The organism is Leclercia sp. LSNIH3 (genome assembly GCF_002935105.1).
Classification (GTDB): Bacteria; Pseudomonadota; Gammaproteobacteria; order Enterobacterales; family Enterobacteriaceae; genus Enterobacter; species Enterobacter adecarboxylatus.
On sequence record NZ_CP026387.1, the window covers coordinates 3,680,952 to 3,695,424 of the forward strand.

The following is a 14,473-nucleotide window of genomic DNA, read 5'->3' on the forward strand; positions in this document are numbered from 1 at the left end:
GCAACGCGGGAGATTTTTCATGCATAACCAGGCTCCTATTCCACGTAGAAAATCGAAACGTATTTACGTCGGGAATGTGCCAATCGGCGATGGTGCTCCTATCGCCGTTCAATCGATGACCAACACCCGTACCACCGATGTGGCGGCGACGGTCAATCAGATCAAAGCGTTAGAACGTGTAGGCGCGGATATTGTTCGCGTTTCTGTGCCCACTATGGATGCGGCAGAAGCGTTCAAACTCATCAAACAGCAGGTCTCCGTGCCGTTGGTAGCCGATATTCACTTCGATTACCGTATCGCGCTGAAGGTAGCGGAATACGGCGTCGATTGCCTGCGTATCAACCCTGGCAACATCGGCAGCGAAGAGCGTATCCGCGCGGTAGTTGATTGCGCCCGCGACAAGAACATTCCCATCCGTATCGGCGTGAACGCCGGTTCGCTGGAAAAAGATCTGCAGGAAAAATACGGCGAACCGACCCCGCAGGCGCTGCTCGAATCGGCCATGCGTCATGTGGATCATCTCGATCGTCTGAACTTCGATCAGTTCAAGGTCAGCGTTAAAGCGTCGGACGTTTTCCTCGCCGTTGAATCTTATCGTCTGCTGGCGAAGCAGATCGATCAGCCGTTGCACCTCGGGATCACCGAAGCCGGCGGCGCGCGCAGCGGTGCGGTAAAATCGGCGATTGGCCTGGGTCTGCTGCTCAATGAAGGCATTGGCGACACCCTGCGTGTCTCGCTCGCCGCCGATCCCGTCGAAGAGATCAAAGTCGGTTTCGATATTCTGAAATCGCTGCGTATTCGTTCCCGTGGCATCAACTTTATCGCCTGTCCGACCTGTTCGCGTCAGGAGTTCGATGTCATTGGTACAGTGAATGCACTTGAGCAGCGTCTGGAAGATATCATCACCCCGATGGACGTTTCGATTATCGGTTGTGTGGTGAACGGTCCGGGCGAGGCGCTGGTGTCGACGCTGGGCGTCACGGGTGGCAACAAGAAAAGTGGTCTCTATGAAGATGGCGTCCGCAAAGATCGTCTGGATAATAATGACATGATCGATCAGCTTGAAGCCCGCATCCGTGCTAAAGCCACCATGCTGGACGAAGCGCAGCGCATCAGCGTGCAACAAGTCGAAAAATAACGTGATGGGAAGCGGTTCGCTTCCTGTGTATGATTGAACCCTTCGGTTATGAACCCCAGGGTTCATTTTTGTCTATAGAAAGAGAACAAACGTGGCAAAGAACATTCAAGCCATTCGCGGCATGAACGATTATCTGCCTGCCGAGACCGCCATCTGGCAGCGCATTGAAGGCACCCTCAAGCAGGTGCTCGGCAGCTACGGTTACAGCGAAATCCGTTTGCCGATTGTAGAGCAGACCCCGTTATTCAAACGCGCTATCGGTGAAGTCACCGACGTGGTTGAAAAAGAGATGTACACCTTTGAGGATCGTAACGGCGACAGCCTGACCTTACGTCCAGAAGGTACGGCGGGATGTGTACGCGCCGGCATCGAACATGGTCTCCTGTACAATCAGGAGCAGCGCCTGTGGTATATCGGCCCAATGTTCCGTCACGAACGTCCACAGAAAGGCCGTTACCGCCAGTTTAACCAGCTGGGTGTCGAAGCCTTTGGTCTGCAAGGGCCGGATATCGACGCGGAACTGATTATGCTGACCGCCCGCTGGTGGCGTGCGCTGGGTATCGCCGATCACGTATCACTGGAGCTGAACTCCATCGGTTCTCTTGAAGCCCGTGCAAACTATCGCGACGCGCTGGTGGCATTCCTCGAGCAGCATAAAGAGCAGCTGGACGAAGACTGTAAGCGTCGTATGTACAGCAACCCACTGCGCGTGCTGGATTCCAAGAACCCGGACGTACAGGCACTGCTGAATGACGCACCTGCCCTCGGCGATTATCTCGACGACGATTCCCGCGAACACTTTGCCGGCCTGTGCAAATTGCTGGAAGCTGCCGGTATTGCTTACACCGTAAACCAGCGCCTGGTGCGTGGTCTGGACTACTACAACCGCACCGTATTTGAGTGGGTTACCACCAGTCTGGGTTCACAGGGAACGGTCTGTGCGGGCGGTCGTTACGACGGCCTGGTAGAGCAGTTAGGCGGTCGTCCGGCACCTGCTGTTGGTTTCGCCATGGGTCTTGAGCGACTTGTTTTGTTAGTTCAGGCAGTTAATCCGGAATTTAAAGCCGATCCTGTTGTCGATATATACCTGGTAGCCTCAGGCGCGGAAACGCAGTCTGCGGCAATGCAGCTTGCCGAACGCGTGCGCGATGCGCTGCCTGCGGCTAAGCTGATGACCAACCACGGCGGCGGCAACTTTAAGAAACAGTTCGCCCGTGCCGATAAGTGGGGCGCGCGCATCGCACTGGTACTTGGCGAGTCCGAAGTGGCTAACGGCGAAGTGGTAGTGAAGGATCTGCGCTCTGGTGAGCAAACAACGGTAACGCAGGATGGCGTTGCGGCGCACTTGCGCACTCTACTGGGCTAAGGAGAAGGACTGCGTGGAAATGTACGAGAACGAAAACGACCAGGTTGATGCGATTAAACGCTTCTTTGCTGAAAACGGCAAAGCGCTGGCTGTTGGGGTCATTTTAGGTGTTGGTGCCCTGGTGGGCTGGCGTTACTGGAACAGTCATCAGATCGATTCCGCGCGTGGCTCCTCCTTACAGTATGAAAATACCGTGAGCGCCATTCAGGCCGATCAGCCACAAACCCTGGCGGCGGCAGAGAAATTTGCCGCAGATAACAAGAACACCTATGGCGCACTGACTTCGCTGGAAGTCGCTCAGCAGTTCGTTGATAAAGGCGAGCTGGACAAAGCGGCAGCCCAGCTGCAGCAGGGTCTGGCAGCCGCAGGCAACGATAACCTGAAAGCGCTCATCAACCTGCGTCTTGCCCGTATTCAGGTGCAGCAGAAGAAACCAGACGAAGCGCTGAAAACCCTGGACACCGTCAAAGGTGAAGGTTTTGCCTCCATCGTTGCCGACCTGCGCGGTGAAGCACTGCTGAGCAAAGGCGACAAACAAGGCGCGCGCAGCGCATGGGAAGCGGGTGTGAAAAGCAACGCCTCGCCAGCGCTGAGCGAAATGATGCAGATGAAAATAAATAATTTGTCCGTCTGAGAGGGACCCGATGCAATTGCGTAAATTACTTCTGCCAGGACTGCTTTCCGTTACGTTATTGAGCGGCTGTTCACTGTTCAGCGGCGAAGAAGATGTTGTCACCATGTCGCCACTGCCGACGGTTGAAAACCAGTTTGCACCGTCTACCGCATGGAGCACGTCCGTAGGTGACGGTATTGGCGACTTCTATTCCAACCTTCATCCGGCATATGCAGATGGCGTTGTCTACGCGGCTGACCGCAAAGGCACGGTAAAAGCCATGAATGCCGATGACGGCAAAGAGGTGTGGTCCATTAACCTGGCAGAAAAAAGCGGCTGGCTGTCACGCACCCCAGCCCTGCTGTCAGGTGGTGTGACGGTTGCCGGTGGCCATGTCTATATCGGCAGCGAAAAGGCACAGGTTTATGCCCTTAACGCCAGCGACGGTTCTATTGCCTGGCAAACCCGCGTTGCCGGCGAAGCACTCTCTCGTCCGGTCGTCAGCGACGGCATGGTGCTGGTCCATACCGCTAACGGTCAGCTGCAGGCACTGAATGAAGCTGACGGTGCGGTGAAGTGGACCGTTAACCTGGATATGCCTGCGCTCTCCCTGCGCGGTGAATCTGCCCCCGCCACTGCGTTTGGCGCGGCCATTGTTGGCGGCGATAACGGTCGCGTTAACGCCGTACTGATGCAGCAGGGCCAGCTGATCTGGCAGCAGCGTATCTCTCAGGCAACCGGTCCGACCGAAATCGACCGTCTGAGCGATGTGGATACCACCCCGGTTATCGTCAACGGCGTTGTTTACGCCCTGGCCTATAACGGCAACCTGACCGCGATGGATCTGCGTAGCGGCCAGGTGATGTGGAAACGTGAGCTGGGTTCAGTGAACGATTTCGTGGTGGATGGCAACCGCATCTATCTGGTCGATCAGAACGATCGCCTGCTGGCGCTGAGCACCGATGGCGGCGTAACGCTGTGGACGCAAAGCGATCTGCTGCACCGTCTGCTGACCGCACCGGCGCTGTATAACGGCAGCCTGGTAGTGGGTGATAGCGAAGGCTACATGCACTGGATCGACCCGAGCAACGGTAGTTTTGTCGCCCAGGAAAAAGTCGACGGTTCCGGTTTCCTGACCGAGCCGGTGGTAGCTGACGGCAAACTGCTGATCCAGGCAAAAGACGGTACGCTGTACGCGATCACGCGTTAATCACCGCGGTTGTAGTATACTCAACGGCTCCTGTTGCTTCAGGGGCCGTTTTGATTTTTTAAAAAACGCCGCATACGCGACGTGATATCGAATTTTATGAGGCTTTAAACATGGTACCTGTGGTCGCGCTTGTCGGGCGCCCGAACGTTGGAAAATCCACTCTTTTTAACCGATTAACCCGCACCCGTGATGCGCTGGTTGCGGATTTCCCGGGGCTGACGCGTGACCGTAAGTACGGTCGTGCAGAAGTGGAAGGTCGTGAGTTCATCTGTATCGATACCGGCGGTATCGACGGCACAGAAGATGGTGTTGAAACCCGCATGGCGGAACAATCCCTGCTGGCGATTGAAGAAGCAGACATCGTGCTGTTTATGGTAGATGCACGTGCGGGCCTGATGCCTGCCGACTCTGCTATCGCCAAGCACCTGCGCTCACGCGAAAAAGCCACCTTCCTGGTCGCGAACAAAACTGACGGTATCGATGCCGATCAGGCGATGGCCGATTTCTGGTCATTAGGTCTGGGCGATATCTACCCGATCGCCGCCTCTCACGGTCGTGGCGTGACCAGCCTGCTGGAAACCGCGCTGCTGCCGTACGTTGACGAGATCAACCCGCCTGAAGAAGTCGATGAAGACGCCGAATACTGGGCGCAGTTCGAAGAAAGCGAAGAGGGCGAAGAGGAGCCGGAAGACGACTTCAACCCGCAGGATCTGCCGATTAAGCTGGCAATCGTCGGTCGTCCAAACGTAGGTAAGTCCACACTTACCAACCGTATCCTCGGTGAAGACCGTGTGGTGGTGTACGACATGCCGGGTACTACCCGCGACAGCATATACATCCCCATGGAGCGTGACGGACGTGAATACGTTCTGATCGACACCGCGGGCGTGCGTAAGCGCGGTAAAATCACCGATGTGGTAGAAAAATTCTCGGTAATCAAAACCCTGCAGGCGATCGAAGACGCCAACGTGGTGATGCTGGTTATCGATGCCCGTGAAGGCATCTCCGATCAGGATCTCTCCCTGCTCGGCTTTATCCTCAATAGTGGGCGCTCACTGGTTATCGTCGTCAACAAGTGGGACGGCCTGAGCAACGATGTGCGTGAGCAGGTCAAAGAGATGCTGGACTTCCGTCTGGGCTTTATCGACTTTGCCCGCGTCCACTTCATCTCTGCCCTGCACGGCAGCGGTGTAGGTAATCTGTTCGAGTCCGTACGCGAAGCCTACGACAGTTCTACCCGTCGTGTCGGCACCGCGATGCTGACCCGCATCATGACCATGGCGGCAGAAGACCATCAGCCACCTCTGGTGCGTGGCCGTCGCGTGAAGCTGAAATATGCCCACGCAGGGGGCTATAACCCACCTATCGTGGTTATTCACGGTAACCAGGTGAAGGATCTGCCGGATTCCTACAAACGCTACCTGATGAACTACTTCCGCAAATCGCTGGACGTAATGGGTACGCCGATCCGTATCCAGTTCAAAGAAGGGGATAACCCGTTTGCTAACAAGCGCAACACCCTGACGCCAAACCAGATGCGTAAGCGTAAGCGTTTGATTAAACATATCAAGAAAAGCAAATAACGAATCAGCAAGATTTATCAAAAATCACCAAATCACCAAAGCCCGCATATGCCGGGCTTTTTTGTTATCAGGGGCTATCATAACGACGCAACAGAACGCATAATCCATGTGTACCCAAAGGTGTACCCTCAATTGTATTGGCTTTGAAAGGTTACAAATGCGGGCGGTTTTGGGTACATCCTTGGGACAAATTCAGGTGCGCGTTATGCCAAAATTAACTGACATCCAGATCCGGTCGTGGATTAAGTCCGACGAGCGTTTTGAAGGGAGGGCTGATGGCAATGGCCTTTACCTCAGATATCGTGCCGCGGATAAAGGCCCTAACTGGCGCTTTCGTTACCGGTTCGCTGGCAAAGCCAGGGCTATGCTAATTGGCTCATATTCAGATTTGCCGCTTGCGCGTGCGCGCGAGATTGCAAAGGAGCTATCTGCTCGGGTATCCCTCGGATATGACGTGGCTGGCGAAAAGCAGGAAAGGAAGGCAGAGGCGCTGGCGAAGATAGAAGCTGAAAAGAACGCCATTCACGTTTCAGGATTAGCCGCCGAGTATTACACACGCCAGATTGAGACCACCTACAAACACCCTGAGCTTTTCCGCAGCAGCTTACAAAAGAATATCGTAGCGCTGATTGGGAAGATGAAAGTTGAGGATGTCCGGCCGCGCCATATAGATACCGTTCTGCAGGATGTTCTGGAACGAGGCTCCCCAACTGTTGCTAATGACGTTCTCCGCATGCTCAAGCGCCTGTTTGATTACGCTGTGGTGCGAGGGATGGTTGAGGTTAACCCGGCCATTTCGTTTGGTGCAAAAGATGCTGGTGGTAAAGAGGAAGGGCGTAAGCGGGCGCTGAGTCGGGAAGAACTGGTTATGTTCTTTAAGGCACTGCGTCGCGGGCGTGGCATCAGCAGAGAGAATGAGCTCACATTCAAAATCATCCTCGCGCTGGGGGTGCGCAAAATGGAACTGTGCGCAGCTGAGTGGTCTGAATTCAACCTCGATAAAGGCGTATGGTATTTGCCTGGCGAGCGTGCAAAGAACGGCGATGACATTGACATCCCGCTGGCGCAGCCGGTAATTGAATGGATTAAAGAGATCCGCCTTTTTGCTGGTGACAGCCGCTGGCTGATTCCGGCCCGCCGATCGAGAACAACATCCCACGTTAGCAGGGCCACTCTGAACATGGTGATGCCGTCCGTTCTGAAAGAGATGGCAGACGTTGAGCCATTCAGTATTCACGATCTGCGCCGCACCATGCGCACCCAGATGGCGGCGATAGGTATTGACCCCGTGATAGCAGAGCGTTGCCTGAACCATAAAATACCCGGTGTGCAGGGTATCTATAACCGGCATGAGTATTTCGAAGAGCGCAAAGCGGCGCTGGCGCAGTGGGCTGATCTGCTGGTGGCACTGGAAAGCGGTGAAGATTACAACGTCACGCCAATAAAAATGGCGAACTAACCGGACAGATTGAGCCTAGCCCGACGGGGCGAAAAGCGGGAAGCCTTACCGCCTGGCTCAATCCCTTTTAAGGCGCGCATCAAAGGCAGCGTGATGAATCAAAAATTAAATAAAGCACCAACATCAGATGAGCTTTCTATCTGGCGTTCTAAAAGGATGGCTCCATTACAATATTGCTCGATAGATCGAGCATCGAGACTACTGGAGTGCGAGCCTTATGACATTTTCCATTGGATTGAAACAGGCAAAATAGATCCAGTCTTTCGAGTAAATCACTTCTGCGGAAGAATTTTTATTGAGGCTGATTTGTCTACGAGTGATATGTATCAAACCTACTTTGATTACATGGACACTATTGAATTTTCATCTGAACTTGCTGATGTGCAAGTGATCAATCCTCCTCAAGTAATTCCCTCGGAGGAAGGCCAATGTATCATTACCTGTAATGTTATTGTTAATGGCTTTGTAAGAATCGACGCTCCATTTCCAGAAGTGGATGATGATGGTGCCTATCGGGTGGAGTTAACTGAAGACTCTTTAATTTACTTGATTCGCGGGAGTAACTGGGATCGTTCTTCCATAGGTTTGGATATTCACGGTGATACACGTCTTGAACCTTTATATGAAGATACCGTGCTTGATATCCAAAATGGTCTGATTTTGCGGGAGGATATTGAAAAACTACATCATGCAGCAGTCAATGGGACTGATATTGGGAGCCATGTAAATCCTAAGTTAAAGAGAAAAAAAGAAAGGGATTCACATGAGGCTAGTGGAAAAGAACATGGGAATTCTTCGCGATTCAGTGCAAACAGAGAAAACTGCATAATGGCTCTACTTCTTGTTAAGAAGGAGTTCGCCGAAGAGTGTCAAAATAAAAATGGCGCAGAGACTCAAGAGGATTGGGCGTCAGCAACATTAAATCATTGGGTTTACGCAGGCGCGGGCTACCCAGAACCATCAGCAGATTTATTAAAAAAAATAATATCGGATATGGGTAGAAGGCCTGAGGACCGCACAACTGCAGGAAAGCCGAAGAATACTGCTACTAAAAATTAGTGCCATGATACTAATTTTAGTGTCATTCACTTCGTTGCTGTTTTTTACTTTAATGCCCGTAACACCAACTATCACAGGAGTTACGGGACTATGCCTACCGCTCAACCGGCATCATCGGCCATACCTACCTCGGGATACATCCGCCGCTTCCGTATGCCGGAACTGCTGGGCGTATCCATGCCTACCATTGATCGCTGGGTGAAGAACGGCAAATTGCCTCGCCCGATTAAGCTCAGCGACAGCGTTACCGCTTTCGACGCTGTGGAAATTAATAACTGGCTGGCAGAACGCCGGGGGAAGGTGGCTTGATGGAAATAAAAAACGCCCGTGCTACCGAGCGTCATATCGAACTGAATCAGAACCCCGCGCCATTTAAAAGCGCTTGCGGTGATGATAGCCAGCAAGGCACAACAAAACCAGTGCCAAAGAAACATAAAGCTCGCTTACTCATCCTGCGTTCCGGCACAACCGGCATTACCGAGAACGAGATCCTGCGCTGCTGTCGTCTTTCCTCTGGGCGGAACTACATAACAGAGCTGGAGCGTCGCCTCGATATTCAGTTTGAGCGTATCGACGAGGCTAACCCTGATGGCATTGGTAGCCATTACCGTTACCGCTTCATTAAGCGCGCCGACGTACAGAAGGTGATCACCCTCGTTAATTCCTGCGCAATGACTAACGGCCATCAGCCCCTCAACCAGATGGACGTTGAAGGCATTATGAACCTGTACCCGGACAGCTCCGCCGAATAAGGAAAATGATGATGAAAAATAATATGACCTTAGCCGGTCAGGGCCTCGCTCACCCTGAAGCCAGCCAGAATGACATTTTAATTAATCATAAATCCGAGCCGCGCATTGATTCCCGCGTCATTTCTGAGCGCGCCGGAATACAGCATGAAAGCCTGGGCGCGACGATTAAATCGCACCAGGGCCGACTGCGTGAGCTGGGATCGCTGCCCCGTCAGTCACTCAAAGAATTACCCGATTTGAAATCGGGAAAATCCGGTCGCAAGCGCGGGCGTCCTGAGATCAGCTATCTGTTGAATGAGCCTCAGCTCGACTATCTGCTGCGTATCATCCGTGGGCGTGATCCTGAGCGTATTAATCAGTTCAAGCTGGATGTCACCAAGGCATTCACCGGTCGCCGCGCCACTCAACCGGTACGCCGTGAATACCTGCCCGGTTATCACGAAAGCCGTGACGGTCTGAAAGCTCTGGGCGCGCAGCGTCATCACTATATCAATCTGGCACGCGCTGAAAACCGTGTTGCTGGCCTGTCAGATGGTGAACGCGGCTCAGCTGATGCGCAGCAACTGGGCGTACTGATCGTTATGCAGAAGATTGAGCAGGCAGCATTTCAGGAAGCGATTAATAATGGTCTGACCCCAACAGATGCGGTGAGAGAGGTAGCTAAGCGCATGGAGGCATTCGCAAGCCTTATGAGCGGCAGCGCCACTCTGGGGGTAGGTCATGCTTAAAAGTGCCCTAAATCAAGTTTTGCACCCTCTGCACAAAAAGGGCTTGCCGTTCGTCCCTAACCAGGTTTATGGTTATAGCGTACCAGCAAAATCTGGTACCGGGATTGGCGTCCCGGCAAATCGAATGGCGACATGTGACGCGCCTAGCGTCTTTTTTTATGTCGTTGGTCTGACTCACCCTTTTTTTGGGCGTTGGTGTATAATCCAGCGCCTTTCAAGAGCAATGGTGGCTCAGGCAGGGGCTTCTTCGGAAGCGCCGGTATTCATTCGAGCCGGTTACGCCAACCCTGCCTGGGCTACCACCAGTGAAATTGGCGTTTCCGGTGGTAGCGTTACCCGCTATCGAATGGAGACTGCCACATGTTGGCTACTACCCCTACCCAAAATCCGCAATTCATCTGGATTATCGCCGCAGTTCGCCGCGATTGTCCGACAATCAAACCTGTTCTCCACCATGTTGCTGCTGAGACTGAGCGTGATGCTCGTCGCTCTCTGGTGCGTGATCACGTCTGTTTCTTCGCTGGACGCATCTCTGTACAGGGGGTGCGCCATGATTAAGACCTACGATCTCCCCGTCGACCCTACAGAACGTTCGGCCAACCTCATTTCACTGTCATTGCTGATGGATGAAGTGCTGAAAGGTAACGCTGACAACCGGGATGAATACCTGGCTGCTCTTATCTCTCTCTTCGAAGTGTACGCCCGCGACTTACACAGCCTGCTGGAAGGCCACGCACTGCCGGGGGTGGACCATGATTAAGCCTTCTCATAAAGCCCGTATTGCGGCTGCCATGAAGTGTATCGAACAGGCTTCTGCCGTATTGATCGCTCTCAGTCATGCTGCCGAAAACATGGAGCCCTGCGATATTTCTGACGCCATTGATGCCTGTTCTGGGTTGGTCAATGAAGCGCGCGCTGATCTGGCGATGCTGGAGGGTGAGGCATGAACATCAATCTCCTTTATCGCCATCCTGCAGAAAATGATGTCGATGCGATGCTCTCCCGTGAGCATGCTTACCCGGACTCATTTTCTCTGGCAGAACGTACAGCGGAGCGTTTGACTCGCGCTCGCCGCGGTATTTCTCACGTCATGACGGAATTGTTGCCGAAGCTGGAAGAGGATCAGCAGGCCGAGCTGTATTGCTGGCTGGATAAAGTTCTGCTGTTGGTTGATGTAGCACGTATTGATGCGGAGGGTGAGGAATGAGCAAGCTCCAATTGATTGATGCCACCTGCCAGGTAGAGCAGGCTCAGGCCGTTTTATCCATGTGGCTGGAAAGCACCACAAAGAATTCCCATCCCGATTTGCCTCGTCTTATCGGTTCCGTTCTCACGCTGTTGCATGGAGTTCCGCAAGCCATGGAAGAGGCAGAGAGCCAGCTGACTGATTACGTGATGCGTGAACACCAGGAGGGCGAGGCATGAGCAACATGAAAGAGCAAAACGAAGCGCTATCAAGCCACGCAGATTACGCGATCAGCTCACGGCTGGCGGAACGCATAGCAAGGCTTTGCGGTGCTGTGTGGGTCCACAATCTGGCTTTATCTGGTGCTGAAACAATGACAATCATTACGCCAGAAGGACGCTCAGTCGATACGCCATTGAAACCGTCAGACGTTGGCGCTCTGATTGATGCCTATCTGTTGCCGGTTATGAAATTGGTACACAAAGAGTCGTGGAAGCTGACAACTCTGGCCGAACTCGAGCTATGGCAGAACGAGGACTGGACGCTCTCCGATTACGGCATTGCCAAGTGGAACATGCTGGTGAATTACATCGCTACGCATATCGACAACATGGGGTATGGCGATGCGAAACATTGATGTAATCCGCCATGTTTCTGAGGCCGCCCGCGGTCGCTGGCCGGACGTGCTTTCACTGATGGGGATTGATGTCCCCGCCTCACCACGCGCGCAGGTCGCCTGCCCGGCATGTGGAGGCAAGGATCGCTTTCGATTCGATGACGACGGGCGCGGAGCGCATTTCTGTAACGCATGTGGTGCTGGTGACGGGCTGGAGCTGGTGAAGAAGGTTAACAGCTGCGACGCCACCCGGGCCGCTCAGCTGGTGGCAGACGCGCTGGGGATGAATGTACAGACCCTGCATACTCCAGCCAGTAATGATAACTCCCTGCGACAGCAGCAACAGGCTGAACGCCAGGCGGCGCTGGAGCAGCAGCAGGCGCAGGAAAAGTCGGCTCGTTCTGCCCGCTTCACCTCGAAACTGGAGACGTTGGCGGTTCAGGCGAAGCCTGGCGAGTCTGCATATCTGTCTGGCAAGGGGCTGCCCGGGTTTACCTATCCGATCCTGCCTGGCGGCGCTCTGCTATTGGTGCTGGTGAATGAGACCGGCGAGGATGCGGCCGCACAGACTATTACGGTAACAGGGGAAAAGCGCCTGCTGACCGGTTCGGCGAAAAAGGGCTCTTATTACGTCATTAATCCCGATCATTCGCCGGAGATGGTAATTATTGGCGAAGGGTTGGCAACCGTCATTTCTGTTCACCTGATGCGCCCTGACGCGCTGGCAGTGGTCGCTATCGACGCTGGGAACCTGCTGCCCGTAGCGCAGATAATGCGACGGAAGCACCCGCAGGCGCAGATCGTCATTGCCGCTGATAACGACATCAAGCCAGACGAGCCCAATACCGGGAAGGAGGCAGCAGAGAAAGCCGCAGCGACAGTAACGGGGCTGGTGGCTCTGCCACCTGGTGATCATAAGTCAGACTGGAACGACTACCACCAGCAGCATGGACTGGAGAACGCCATCGCTGCTTTTAACGAGTCGCTGAACCTGCCGCAAGGAGAAGAAGTGACTGCGCCAGCAGAAGTAATTGATATCGGCTCTCATGTCAGCCAGAAACGCAACGCACAGAAGCCGTATGTAGACAGCCGTCGCAATGGCCTTTACTGGGTTGAACCTAAAGAAAAGAGCGGAGAGATCACCGAAGTAGAGAGCCTGCTTTGTTCCGCGCTGGAAGTGGTTGGCGTTGGCATTGATGACAACAGAACGCGCTATCTGGTGCTGCGCTGGCGGGCGCTGGGAGCGAAGGAAGAAACGACGCAGGCGATCCCTCTGGCCGACATTGGTGAAAGAGAGGGGTGGCGAACGCTTAAAGCCGGCGGGCTGTACGTCACCACTAAAAGCGGCTTGCGCGCGACGCTGGCTGACTGGTTACAGAGCCAGGCGCACAAAGGAGAGGTCTGGCGCATTGCCCAGGCTACAGGCTGGCAGTGCGGCGCATACCTGATGCCTGACGGTGACATTATTGGCACCCCTGAAATACCGGTGCTGTTTAATGGCCGCAGTTCTGCCGCATCAGGTTACACCACCCGGGGCACAGCAGAGAGCTGGCGTGACAGCGTGGCAAATCTGGCAAATGGTAATTACTCCATGATGACCGGTGTTGCGGCGGCGCTGGCGGCCCCGCTGATTGGCCTTGCCGGTGCGGACGGGTTCGGGATCCATTTCTATGAACAGTCGAGCGCCGGTAAAACCACCACGGCCAACGTGGCGGCCAGTCTGTATGGCAATCCTGATGTGCTGCGTCTGACGTGGTACGGCACTGCGCTGGGGCTGGCGAACGAAGCAGCGGCACACAATGACGCGCTGATGCCCCTGGATGAAATCGGCCAGGGTGCGGATCCGGTGGAGGTCTATAAGTCGGCTTATGCGCTGTTCAACGGAACCGGGAAACTGCAGGGAGCCAAAGAGGGCGGTAACCGCGAGCTAAAACGCTGGCGCACTGTTGCCATCAGCACCGGAGAGGTGGATCTGGAGACTTTCATTGCCGGTGCCGGGCGCAAGGCCAAAGCCGGGCAACTGGTGCGCCTGCTCAACATTCCGCTGAGCAAGGCTATTCACTTCCACGGCCACGAAAGCGGTAAGCACCATGCCGATGCGCTGAAAGATGCGTATCAGAGCCACCATGGCGCAGCTGGCCGCTCATGGGTTCAGTGGCTGGCTGACCACCAGCAGGAGGCTGTTAAAGCGGTACGTGAAGCGGAGGCGCGCTGGCGCGGGATTATTCCGGCTGACTACGGGGAGCAGGTACATCGAGTGGGTGCGCGTTTCGCCATTCTTGAGGCTGCGCTCATGGCCGGGAGGGTTATCACCGGCTGGGATGAGCAGACCTGCCGTGATGCGATTCAGTACAGCTTTAACGCCTGGATCCGGGAGTTCGGTACCGGCAATAAAGAGCATCAGCAAATCATCGAGCAGACCGAAGCATTCCTCAACGCCCACGGGCTTAGTCGGTTCGCGCCATTCCCGTATGACCCGGGCAGCCTGCCAATTGCCAACCTGGCAGGATATCGCCAGAAGGGAGGGCATGAAGCTGACCCGGTGGTGTTCTACACCTTCCCCGCAGCTTTCGAAAAAGAGATAGCGCAGGGATTCAACGCGAAGATGTTTGCTGAGGTGCTGAAAAACGCCGGGATGCTGACCCCACCAAATACCGGGCGAGGGTATCAGCGCAAGTCTCCACGCATTGATGGACGGCAAATCAATGTTTACGTGATCCAGTATCAACCGGAGGGGAGCCAGCCAGAATAAGTAACTCTCTC

At 54.4% G+C, this 14,473-nt stretch carries 17 protein-coding genes and 1 pseudogene; all 18 read left to right on the forward strand.

What is annotated here, in order from left to right:
- Nucleotides 1-19 precede the first annotated feature (19 nt).
- The 18 genes and pseudogenes from ispG (at nucleotide 20) to C3F35_RS17960 (ending at nucleotide 14,462) form a co-directional block, all read left to right on the forward strand.
- Nucleotides 20-1,138, forward strand: a complete 1,119-nt coding sequence (gene ispG, locus C3F35_RS17885; protein ID WP_032613098.1) for a flavodoxin-dependent (E)-4-hydroxy-3-methylbut-2-enyl-diphosphate synthase — start codon at nucleotides 20-22, stop codon at nucleotides 1,136-1,138.
- A 91-nt stretch (nucleotides 1,139-1,229) separates the two neighbouring features.
- A complete protein-coding gene (hisS, locus tag C3F35_RS17890; RefSeq protein WP_059307402.1) occupies nucleotides 1,230-2,504 on the forward strand; it encodes a histidine--tRNA ligase in 1,275 nt (424 codons plus the stop codon).
- A 13-nt stretch (nucleotides 2,505-2,517) separates the two neighbouring features.
- Entirely contained in the window at nucleotides 2,518-3,138 is a 621-nt protein-coding gene (locus C3F35_RS17895; RefSeq protein ID WP_032613095.1) for a YfgM family protein, read from the forward strand.
- Between the two features lie 10 nt (nucleotides 3,139-3,148).
- Nucleotides 3,149-4,327 (forward strand): outer membrane protein assembly factor BamB, encoded by a 1,179-nt coding sequence (gene bamB / locus C3F35_RS17900; protein WP_032613093.1) that lies wholly within the window; start codon nucleotides 3,149-3,151, stop codon nucleotides 4,325-4,327.
- Nucleotides 4,328-4,437: 110 nt separating this feature from the next.
- Complete coding sequence (gene der, locus C3F35_RS17905; protein WP_059307403.1) at nucleotides 4,438-5,910, forward strand: ribosome biogenesis GTPase Der; 1,473 nt, start codon at nucleotides 4,438-4,440, stop codon at nucleotides 5,908-5,910.
- Nucleotides 5,911-6,115: 205 nt separating this feature from the next.
- On the forward strand, nucleotides 6,116-7,369 hold the full coding sequence (locus tag C3F35_RS17910) for a tyrosine-type recombinase/integrase (protein ID WP_103793067.1): 1,254 nt from the start codon (nucleotides 6,116-6,118) through the stop codon (nucleotides 7,367-7,369).
- 93 nt (nucleotides 7,370-7,462) lie between these two features.
- Nucleotides 7,463-8,428 (forward strand): hypothetical protein, encoded by a 966-nt coding sequence (locus C3F35_RS17915; RefSeq protein ID WP_103793066.1) that lies wholly within the window; start codon nucleotides 7,463-7,465, stop codon nucleotides 8,426-8,428.
- A 90-nt stretch (nucleotides 8,429-8,518) separates the two neighbouring features.
- Nucleotides 8,519-8,737: a helix-turn-helix transcriptional regulator gene (locus C3F35_RS17920; RefSeq protein ID WP_103793065.1), complete on the forward strand. Its 219-nt coding sequence runs from the start codon at nucleotides 8,519-8,521 to the stop codon at nucleotides 8,735-8,737.
- A complete protein-coding gene (locus tag C3F35_RS17925; RefSeq protein WP_199186153.1) occupies nucleotides 8,734-9,180 on the forward strand; it encodes a hypothetical protein in 447 nt (148 codons plus the stop codon). The genes C3F35_RS17920 and C3F35_RS17925 overlap by 4 nt, the downstream gene beginning before the upstream one ends.
- A gap of 8 nt (nucleotides 9,181-9,188) precedes the next feature.
- Nucleotides 9,189-9,908, forward strand: a complete 720-nt coding sequence (locus tag C3F35_RS17930; protein WP_103793064.1) for a hypothetical protein — start codon at nucleotides 9,189-9,191, stop codon at nucleotides 9,906-9,908.
- Nucleotides 9,909-10,032: 124 nt separating this feature from the next.
- A pseudogene (locus tag C3F35_RS27090) lies at nucleotides 10,033-10,230 on the forward strand (ash family protein); the annotation flags it as partial.
- Nucleotides 10,231-10,268: 38 nt separating this feature from the next.
- Nucleotides 10,269-10,466, forward strand: a complete 198-nt coding sequence (locus C3F35_RS27095; RefSeq protein ID WP_103286012.1) for a host cell division inhibitor Icd-like protein — start codon at nucleotides 10,269-10,271, stop codon at nucleotides 10,464-10,466.
- Nucleotides 10,459-10,668, forward strand: a complete 210-nt coding sequence (locus C3F35_RS26870; RefSeq protein WP_199186155.1) for a hypothetical protein — start codon at nucleotides 10,459-10,461, stop codon at nucleotides 10,666-10,668. The genes C3F35_RS27095 and C3F35_RS26870 overlap by 8 nt, the downstream gene beginning before the upstream one ends.
- Nucleotides 10,661-10,855: a hypothetical protein gene (locus tag C3F35_RS17940; protein ID WP_103793063.1), complete on the forward strand. Its 195-nt coding sequence runs from the start codon at nucleotides 10,661-10,663 to the stop codon at nucleotides 10,853-10,855. The genes C3F35_RS26870 and C3F35_RS17940 overlap by 8 nt, the downstream gene beginning before the upstream one ends.
- Entirely contained in the window at nucleotides 10,852-11,115 is a 264-nt protein-coding gene (locus C3F35_RS17945; RefSeq protein WP_103793062.1) for a nicotinic acetylcholine receptor subunit beta, read from the forward strand. The genes C3F35_RS17940 and C3F35_RS17945 overlap by 4 nt, the downstream gene beginning before the upstream one ends.
- Nucleotides 11,112-11,333 carry a hypothetical protein gene (locus C3F35_RS17950; protein WP_103793061.1) on the forward strand — a complete coding sequence of 74 codons (222 nt, stop codon included), beginning with the start codon at nucleotides 11,112-11,114 and terminating at the stop codon, nucleotides 11,331-11,333. The genes C3F35_RS17945 and C3F35_RS17950 overlap by 4 nt, the downstream gene beginning before the upstream one ends.
- Nucleotides 11,330-11,731 (forward strand): hypothetical protein, encoded by a 402-nt coding sequence (locus tag C3F35_RS17955; RefSeq protein WP_233211667.1) that lies wholly within the window; start codon nucleotides 11,330-11,332, stop codon nucleotides 11,729-11,731. Before C3F35_RS17950 ends, C3F35_RS17955 begins: the two co-directional genes overlap by 4 nt.
- Nucleotides 11,718-14,462 (forward strand): TOPRIM and DUF927 domain-containing protein, encoded by a 2,745-nt coding sequence (locus C3F35_RS17960; protein WP_103793060.1) that lies wholly within the window; start codon nucleotides 11,718-11,720, stop codon nucleotides 14,460-14,462. Before C3F35_RS17955 ends, C3F35_RS17960 begins: the two co-directional genes overlap by 14 nt.
- Nucleotides 14,463-14,473 lie beyond the last annotated feature (11 nt).

Bases quoted from the DNA above. Each gene is read 5' to 3' on its own strand.
- ispG (WP_032613098.1), top strand. From the start codon at position 20: ATGCATAACCAGGCTCCTATTCCACGTAGAAAATCGAAACGTATTTAC.
- bamB (WP_032613093.1), top strand. From the start codon at position 3,149: ATGCAATTGCGTAAATTACTTCTGCCAGGACTGCTTTCCGTTACGTTA.
- der (WP_059307403.1), top strand. From the start codon at position 4,438: ATGGTACCTGTGGTCGCGCTTGTCGGGCGCCCGAACGTTGGAAAATCC.
- C3F35_RS17910 (WP_103793067.1), top strand. From the start codon at position 6,116: ATGCCAAAATTAACTGACATCCAGATCCGGTCGTGGATTAAGTCCGAC.
- C3F35_RS17915 (WP_103793066.1), top strand. From the start codon at position 7,463: ATGAATCAAAAATTAAATAAAGCACCAACATCAGATGAGCTTTCTATC.
- C3F35_RS17920 (WP_103793065.1), top strand. From the start codon at position 8,519: ATGCCTACCGCTCAACCGGCATCATCGGCCATACCTACCTCGGGATAC.
- C3F35_RS17930 (WP_103793064.1), top strand. From the start codon at position 9,189: ATGATGAAAAATAATATGACCTTAGCCGGTCAGGGCCTCGCTCACCCT.
- C3F35_RS27095 (WP_103286012.1), top strand. From the start codon at position 10,269: ATGTTGGCTACTACCCCTACCCAAAATCCGCAATTCATCTGGATTATC.
- C3F35_RS26870 (WP_199186155.1), top strand. From the start codon at position 10,459: ATGATTAAGACCTACGATCTCCCCGTCGACCCTACAGAACGTTCGGCC.
- C3F35_RS17940 (WP_103793063.1), top strand. From the start codon at position 10,661: ATGATTAAGCCTTCTCATAAAGCCCGTATTGCGGCTGCCATGAAGTGT.
- C3F35_RS17945 (WP_103793062.1), top strand. From the start codon at position 10,852: ATGAACATCAATCTCCTTTATCGCCATCCTGCAGAAAATGATGTCGAT.
- C3F35_RS17950 (WP_103793061.1), top strand. From the start codon at position 11,112: ATGAGCAAGCTCCAATTGATTGATGCCACCTGCCAGGTAGAGCAGGCT.
- C3F35_RS17955 (WP_233211667.1), top strand. From the start codon at position 11,330: ATGAGCAACATGAAAGAGCAAAACGAAGCGCTATCAAGCCACGCAGAT.
- C3F35_RS17960 (WP_103793060.1), top strand. From the start codon at position 11,718: ATGCGAAACATTGATGTAATCCGCCATGTTTCTGAGGCCGCCCGCGGT.